Annotated in this window: 6 protein-coding genes, 1 tRNA gene and 3 pseudogenes; all 10 read left to right on the forward strand. The window is 68.5% G+C overall.

Features of this window, described 5'->3' with window-relative positions; translation table 11 throughout:
• Positions 1-339: 339 nt before the first annotated feature.
• The 10 genes and pseudogenes from ACTWP6_RS29435 (at position 340) to ACTWP6_RS29480 (ending at position 7,259) form a co-directional block, all read left to right on the forward strand.
• Positions 340-413, forward strand: a tRNA-Leu gene (locus ACTWP6_RS29435).
• 122 nt (positions 414-535) lie between these two features.
• A pseudogene (locus tag ACTWP6_RS29440) lies at positions 536-930 on the forward strand (nitroreductase family deazaflavin-dependent oxidoreductase).
• Positions 931-1,465: 535 nt separating this feature from the next.
• Positions 1,466-1,840 carry a hypothetical protein gene (locus ACTWP6_RS29445; RefSeq protein ID WP_443189537.1) on the forward strand — a complete coding sequence of 125 codons (375 nt, stop codon included), beginning with the start codon at positions 1,466-1,468 and terminating at the stop codon, positions 1,838-1,840.
• A 67-nt stretch (positions 1,841-1,907) separates the two neighbouring features.
• Positions 1,908-2,483 (forward strand): Rv1733c family protein, encoded by a 576-nt coding sequence (locus tag ACTWP6_RS29450; protein ID WP_443189538.1) that lies wholly within the window; start codon positions 1,908-1,910, stop codon positions 2,481-2,483.
• A gap of 100 nt (positions 2,484-2,583) precedes the next feature.
• Positions 2,584-4,611, forward strand: coding sequence for an erythromycin esterase family protein (locus ACTWP6_RS29455; RefSeq protein WP_443189539.1), 2,028 nt, complete (start codon positions 2,584-2,586; stop codon positions 4,609-4,611).
• A gap of 91 nt (positions 4,612-4,702) precedes the next feature.
• Entirely contained in the window at positions 4,703-5,326 is a 624-nt protein-coding gene (gene nthB / locus ACTWP6_RS29460) for a nitrile hydratase subunit beta (protein WP_443189540.1), read from the forward strand.
• 37 nt (positions 5,327-5,363) lie between these two features.
• Positions 5,364-5,956: pseudogene (gene nthA, locus ACTWP6_RS29465) on the forward strand (nitrile hydratase subunit alpha).
• Positions 5,953-6,231, forward strand: a complete 279-nt coding sequence (locus ACTWP6_RS29470; protein ID WP_443189541.1) for a nitrile hydratase accessory protein — start codon at positions 5,953-5,955, stop codon at positions 6,229-6,231. Before nthA ends, ACTWP6_RS29470 begins: the two are co-directional and overlap by 4 nt.
• Before the next feature lie 10 nt (positions 6,232-6,241).
• A pseudogene (locus tag ACTWP6_RS29475) lies at positions 6,242-6,490 on the forward strand (FAD-dependent oxidoreductase); the annotation flags it as partial.
• A gap of 82 nt (positions 6,491-6,572) precedes the next feature.
• A complete protein-coding gene (locus ACTWP6_RS29480) occupies positions 6,573-7,259 on the forward strand; it encodes an NAD(P)/FAD-dependent oxidoreductase (RefSeq protein WP_443189542.1) in 687 nt (228 codons plus the stop codon).
• Positions 7,260-7,361: the final 102 nt, after the last annotated feature.

The raw sequence follows: 7,361 nt of genomic DNA on the forward strand, positions 1-7,361 counted from the left end.
ATTACAACGCCAATCGGCCCCACTCCGCCCATGGCGACCGCACCCCAGCCGAGTTTGCCCTACAGTGGGCCGCGACCCATCAACCGAAAGTCGCATAACGACTGGACCACCAAACGGGTCCCTCTCAGCACGGCATCGGCTGCGGTTGACGAAGCGGGCATCTTGGCTCCTACATATCGATGGCAGCGGGATTGCCTCGCCCGCGCGCAGGCAAACCGCGCCGGACCGCCCGGTGAGCACCTCGCGGTGATCGAGGGACCCGTCCCCAGTGCGGGCGGCGGACCGCTAGGGTCACCTCTGAACGTCGGGGGCCGGCTGGGTGGGCCCCTGAGGTGGGATGCCCCCATAGCCCAATTGGCAGAGGCAGCGGACTTAAAATCCGCCAAGTGTCGGTTCGAGTCCGACTGGGGGCACCGTAGTTCTTGCAGGTATGGGCCGATTGCGGCTCGAACATTCGAGCGGTCGCTGTCGTTGGCAGCTCCCTGCGTCAGCACCGCGTCAGCGAGGAACTTCGACCAATATCTAGACTCCGAGAATGCGCGTTCCTCGCCGAATCGCAGAGTTCAACAAGCGAGTCACCAATCCGGCGGCTCGCACGATCACACCGTGGCTTCCGAACCTCGGGACGCTCGAGCACGTCGGGCGGAAGTCGGGTAAGCGGTATCGCACGCCCCTTCTGGTATCAAGACCCATGATGGCTACGCCATCCTCATCGGCTACGGCCTACAGACGGACTGGTTGAAGAACGTGCTGGCCGGCGGACCGACGGTGCTGCGCAAGCGTGGACGGACGGTCGCGCTCGTCAACCCACGGGTGGTGAGCAAGGCCGAGGCCGCGGCCCACGTCATACCGCGTTCTCGGCTGCTCTACCGAGCGTTTCCCTACAACGAGGCAGCCGTTCTGCTGACGAATGCGGGCTCTGCGGGCTGAACTCTGTACTGCACCGGACTTAGAGCCGGTCGAGCCGTCGCGGTAGTCCTTCTCTGGGTCGCGGGACGTACGGGCGCACCGCGCGCCGACCTGGAACGCGAGCTGAACCGGCGCCCGAAGGTGAGCGGCCCAGGCGCCGCGCGAGGTCACGGCCGTACGAGCTGCGATCCGAACCGCCGCGCCAGGACATGGCGTGGGGCGGTCATGATCGCCTGCTGGTCGTTCTTGTCGATCTTGATGTTTGCGACCGACCGAAACACCGTGCGAACACCGGGGTACCCGAAGGATGGGCCACTCGTTACCTCCGCTCCAAAGCTGCAGGTCGGCCCCGCAAGCCAACACAAAACGTGGGCACTGTCGTCGGCGACACCGAACCGGACCGCAGGCGGAATCAAGGTCGGGAGCCTCCAGCATTTCCAGGATGCGTCAGTCGCACGACGCTAAGAGCCTTGGCAGGGCCGGACGAACACGGGTGACTCATTCCGGCACGCCAGGTCGACGCCGGAGACCTGCGGTGGCTGCGAGCATTGAATGTATGGCGGCCAAACTGAACGAGACGGCGTACGCGCACGCGCGCAACCTGATCGCGGCGGGCAGGTACGTCATCGATGACCGCGACGCGTGGAGCGAGCACCAACCCTCGGCCCGGCAGGAAAACGACTACATCGAGCGGCACGGGATCCCCGAGTACGCAAAGTGGCACCTCGGGATCGACGACGAGATGGACGAGAACCGGAAGGGCCGCTACAAATTTCCGTACGGCGACCTTCACAACGTCCACCGTTGCGGGCTGCTGGCGGCGGAATCTCGTGCCGGACAACGTAAGTATCACGACATCGAACTCGCGGTGGCTCACTTACACGGCATGCTTGAAGCGTTACAAAGTTCGGCTGTACCGGATCGCCAATGATCCTCATCGACCTATGACTCCCGGCCGGGCACGGCTAGCGACTGTCCGATAAGTTGTGATGCAGGCCTTGAGGTTCATCCCGAAGCGATGGCCGACCGTGCGTGCCTTCGGGACTAACCCGCTGGTCCGCGTCAGCGACCGGATTGAAGCGATTGTGGTGGTTTCAGCAGTGGCGATCTCGCTACTTGCCGCTCCGATCGCCGGCGCTATCGGCACCACCGTTCACGACGCCCGCAGCAGGGTCTACGCCGAACAAGCACACTCGCGTCAACCTATCAAGGCGATCGTCGCTACAACCACGGACAGCGCCGAAGTCGTCCGTCCTTACGCGCCCAACATCATTCAAGCCCGCTGGTTTGCGGAGGGCGTCGAGCACGCCGACACCTTCAGCTCGAAACGTGCAGTCACAGTTGGCGATGAGATCGATATCTGGGTCGACGACACAGGAGAGCGGGTCGCGCCGCCAATGCCAGCCTCTCAGGCCGCGGTTGACGCGGTCTGGGTCGGAATACTGTTCTGGCTGGCCGTGGTGGGCGCAGCGGCGGCGCTGGTCGCCGTAGTGCGTTGGCGGGTTGACTGCCGTCACGAAACTGATTGGGAGCGTGAGATCAGGGGCCTAGCCGACAGACGGTGGGCGGACTGAGAATGCCTGGCGATCACCGGTGGGAGCGGGTTCCGGCGCCCGCGGCCTGGCCCCTATCCCATCGGCCAGTGGCATCGGAGTCGGAAGGGAGTACGAAACGATGACTCAAACAGGGACGCAAACACGGCGACGGATGTTCCGCGATCGCCGCGAGGCCGGCCGCGTGCTGGCCCGGTTGTTGCATGCGTACCGCGGTAAGCCCGACGTCGTGGTGCTTGGGCTTCCGCGGGGTGGCATCCCCGTCGCTTGGGAGGTGGCCGCGGCGCTCGGCGCCCCGCTGGACGCGTTCGTCGTTCGCAAGCTCGGGGTTCCCGGACGCGAGGAATTCGCGCTGGGAGCAATGGCATTCGGGGGTCGCGTTGTGGTCAACGACGACGTACTACGGGGCTTGAGCATCACGCCGGACCAACTGCGCGAAGTTGCCGAACGCGAGGGGCGGGAGTTGGTCCGACGCGAGGCGTCCTACCGCGGTGGCCGGCCGCCGGCGGACGTGACGGGCAAGACGGTGATTCTCGTCGACGACGGACTGGCCACCGGAGCCAGCATGCTGGCCGCGGTGCAGGCGCTTCGGGAGAGGGAACCCGCGCAAATCGCTATCGCGGTACCGGCGGCTCCGGAATCCACGTGGCGGGAGTTCGCTGGACTCGTCGACGACGTCGTCTGCGCGTCAATGCCCCACCCGTTCCTCGCGGTCGGCGAATCCTATTGGGAGTTCAGCCAAGTCAGCGACGAGGAGGTGCGCGCACTGCTCGGGACCCCGACGACTCCCGCTCCGCCGACGGCCGTGGGCGACAGCCCTCCGGCTCAGGTCCGCCGCATCGCCGTCGACGCGCCCGACGGAATTCCGCCACTTCAGGTGCTCGATGAGTTTATCGGCGACGCCCGGGTGGTACTTATCGGCGAGAGTTCTCATGGCACGCACGAGTTCTACCAAGCGCGCGCCCAGATCACGAAATGGCTGATCGACCACAAGGGGTTCCTCGGGGTGGCCGCGGAAGCGGACTGGCCCGATGCGTACCGGGTGAATCGCTTCGTGCGCGGCATCGGTGAGGACGAGGCCGCCGAGGAGGCGCTGCGGGGATTCCAGCGCTTTCCGGCCTGGATGTGGCGCAACACCGTCGTTCGCGACTTCGCCGATTGGTTGCGTGACCGCAATGGGCGGGTGGAGGCGCAGCGGCAGGCGGGTTTCTACGGTTTGGACCTCTACAGCCTGCATCGGTCGATGCAGGATGTGATCACCTACCTGGAGAAGGTGGACCCGGAGGCGGCGGCCCGTGCCCGCCAACGCTATTCGTGCTTCGACCATGCGTCAGCAGACGACGACGGAAAGGCGTACGGATTCGCTGCGGCGTTCGGTGCGGGCCAGACGTGCGAGCAGCAGGCCGTCGAGCAATTGATCGACTTTCAGCGGAATTCGGTGGTCTACGCGCGGCGCGACGGGTTGCTCGCCGAGGACGAAGCGTTCTACGCCGAGCGTAACGCGCACGTCGTTCGCAACGCCGAGACCTACTACCGCGCGATGTTCAGCGGGCGGGTCAGCTCCTGGAACCTGCGCGACCAGCACATGGCCGACACCCTGAGCGCCCTGCTTGATCACCTGGATCACGACGATGCTGGGGAATCCCGAATCGTGGTGTGGGCGCACAATTCTCACGTAGGCGATGCCCGGGCAACCGAGGTCTACTCGGACGGCCAAACCACACTCGGCGCATTGGCGCGGGAGCTCTACCCCGGCACAACGCGCCTGATCGGTTTCAGCACCTACACCGGAACGGTGACTGCGGCCAGCGAATGGGGCGGGATCGCCGAACGCAAGACTGTCCGGCCCGGCTTGCCCAACAGCGTCGAGGAACTGTTCCACGACACCGAAAAGGACGCGTGCTACGTGAAGATGCGTACCGACGGCCGGCCATCGGCCGACCCGCTGGATGATATCTGGCTTGGGCGTGCGATCGGCGTGATCTACCTACCCGCGACAGAACGGCAGAGCCACTACTTCCACGTGCGGCCGGCCGACCAGTTCGACGCGATGATTCACATCGACAACACGCGCGCTTTGGAGCCCCTCGAGCTGACCAGTGAGTGGATCGCCGGCGAGCTGCCCGAGACGTATCCATCGGGCCTCTAGCCCTGTGCACCTCGGCGGGGCGGTACACCCCCGTCAACCGGACCGCGGACACCGATGGCCCGCCGCCTCCCGAAGTGCCACACTGGGATTCGTGGACGGTCCCCACGACCTGGGCGGCCGAATGGACTTCGGCGCCGTCCTCGTCGACCCCCGCGAGCCGGTCTTTCGAGCCCGCTGGGAGGCCGCCGCGATGGTGCTGGTCTCCGCGGCGGCGGCGCGGGCCCCGAACTACACGTTGTCCTCTTTCCGGTACGCCGTGGAGCGCATGGACCCGGTGCACTACCTCGGCTCCCCGTACTACGAGCACTGGCTCACCGCCGCGGCGACGACCGCGGTGGAGACGGGGCTGCTCAGCCCCGAGCAGCTGGAGAAGCGGGCGGGTGGCCCCTTCCCGCTCGCCCACCCGCCCCGGGTGCACGGGGTCGAGAACCCGGGAACCGGTGCGGCGCGGTTCACCGCCGGTGACAGCGTCCGGGTCCGGCAGTGGCATCCACTGGGCCACACCCGCTGCCCCGGGTACCTGCGGGGGCACGTCGGCACGGTGCTGCGGCGCCACGGCGCGGTGAGCCTCCCCGACGTGGAGGTCCACGCCACGCGGCGGCTGCGGGAGACCGTCTACACGGTCCGCTTCGACGCCGGTGAGGTCTGGGGCGACCGGCAGACCGGCGTCCGGCTGAACGCCGACCTCTGGGACAGCTATCTGGAGCCGCCGTAGCAACCGGCGACATACCGCGACCACCTGGGAGGCACCCATGACCACCGGCCACCACCACGGCACGCCACCGGCGCCGATCGAACGCCGCGCGGCCGCGCTGGAGGAGCTGCTCGCCGAGCAGGGGCTGGTCAGCCCCGAGTACATCGACGCGATGCAGCAGGCGTACGAGGCCCAGCTCGGCCCAATGCACGGCGCCCGCGTGGTCGCGCGGGCCTGGGTGGACCCGGCCTACCGGGAGCGCCTGCTCGAGAACGGCACGCGGGCGGTGCACGAGCTCGGCATCCAGGGGCCCGAGATCGAGCACCTCACCGTCGTGGCGAACGGCCCCGAGGTGCACCACGTCGTCGTGTGCACGCTGTGCTCGTGCTACCCGTGGGCGGTGCTCGGGCTGCCGCCGAACTGGTACAAGACCCGCCGTATCGCGCCCGCATGGTGCGCGAGCCGCGGACCCTGCTCGCCGAGATGGGCTGCCTGCTCCACGAGTCCGTGGAGATCCAGGTGTGGGACAGCTCCGCCGAGACCCGGTATCTGGTGCTGCCGGAGCAGCCCCCCGGCACCGAGGGCCTGTCCGAGGCAGAGCTGGCCGCGCTGGTGACCCGGGACTCGATGGTTGGGGTGGCGGTCCTGTGAGGCTCGACGTGGACGGGCCGGCGGCCCCGCCGGGCCGCAACGGCGAGCCGGTCTTCGACGCGCCCTGGCAGGGCCGGGTCTTCGGCCTGGCCGCGGGGGTGGTGGAGCGCAGCTTCGACGGCGATTGGGCCCCGTTCCGCCGCTGCCTCGTGGCCGCGATCGCCGACCGGCCCGAGCGGGCGTATTGGGACAGCTGGACCGCTGCGCTGGAGGAGCTGGTGGTCGGCGCCGGCCTGGTGGCCCGGGACGCGGTGGCCCGGCGGATCGCGGACTGAGCGGCAGCCGATGCGGGTGGTGATCTGCGGCGGCGGCGTGATCGGAGCCTGCACGGCGTACTTCCTGACCCGCGCCGGGGTCGAGGTGACCGTCGTCGAGCAGACCGGCGTCGCCTGCGCGGCGTCCGGCCGCTCAGGGGCGTTCCTCGCCCGGGACTGGAACGCCGGCACCCCGCTGGACGCGCTCACCCGCCGCAGCTTCGAGCTGCACGTCCGGCTCCGGGACGAGGTCGACGCCGATTGGGCGTTCCACGGCGTGACCGCGTACGCGGGGTACGTCCCGGCGGGGCAGGCCAGGCCGGGCCGCGGCCCCGATCACCCTGGACTGGCTCAGCGATGCCGTGGTCGTCGCCGGCCGGCTGGGCACGCCCGAGGACACCGCGGTGATCCATCCGGCCCTGTTCACCGAGGCCGTCCTGGGCGCGGCGCGCCGCCGGGGCGCCCAGCTGCGGGTCGGCCGGGTCACCGGGGTCATCCGCGACGGCTCGCGGGCCACCGGTGCCGAGGTCGACGGCGCCCCCGTTCCCGCCGACGCCGTCGTCGTCGCGATGGGGCCGTGGACGGCCCATGCAGCAGCGTGGCTGCCGCTGCCCGCCGTCGTCCCCGATCGGGGCCACAGCCTCGTCTTCGACACGGGCACGGCGGTACCACCGGACGCCCTCTTCCTGGAGTACCAGGACGAGACCGGCGGTGTGCTGACGCCCGAGGTGTTCCCCCGTGCGGACGGCACGACCTACGTCACCGCGTTCTCCGAGCGGGCTCCGCTGCCGACCGACCCCGCCGAGGTCACCCCGGACCCGGTGGCGATCAGCCGGCTCGAGGCGGTGTGCGCCCGGCTGTCACCGGCCTTCGACCGGAACCGCATCCTGGTCCGGCAGGCCTGCCACCGGCCGGTCACCCAGGACGGGCTGCCGCTGATCGGCCGGGTGCCCGGCGTCGACGGTGCCTACGTGGCCACCGGGCACAGCGTCTGGGGCATGCTGGAGTCACCGGCGACCGGCGAGGCCTTAGCCTCGATCCACCGATGAATCGCCTGTTCGGAGGGTGTTGATGTAAGGAAAGTGCCCTTTGAGCTGGGATGATTGGAGTTACCACACTTCGATCAGCCCACGTTCAGAAAGGCACTTCCG

This window comes from Mycobacterium sp. 4D054 (genome assembly GCF_052245755.1).
Lineage (GTDB): Bacteria > Actinomycetota > Actinomycetes > Mycobacteriales > Mycobacteriaceae > Mycobacterium.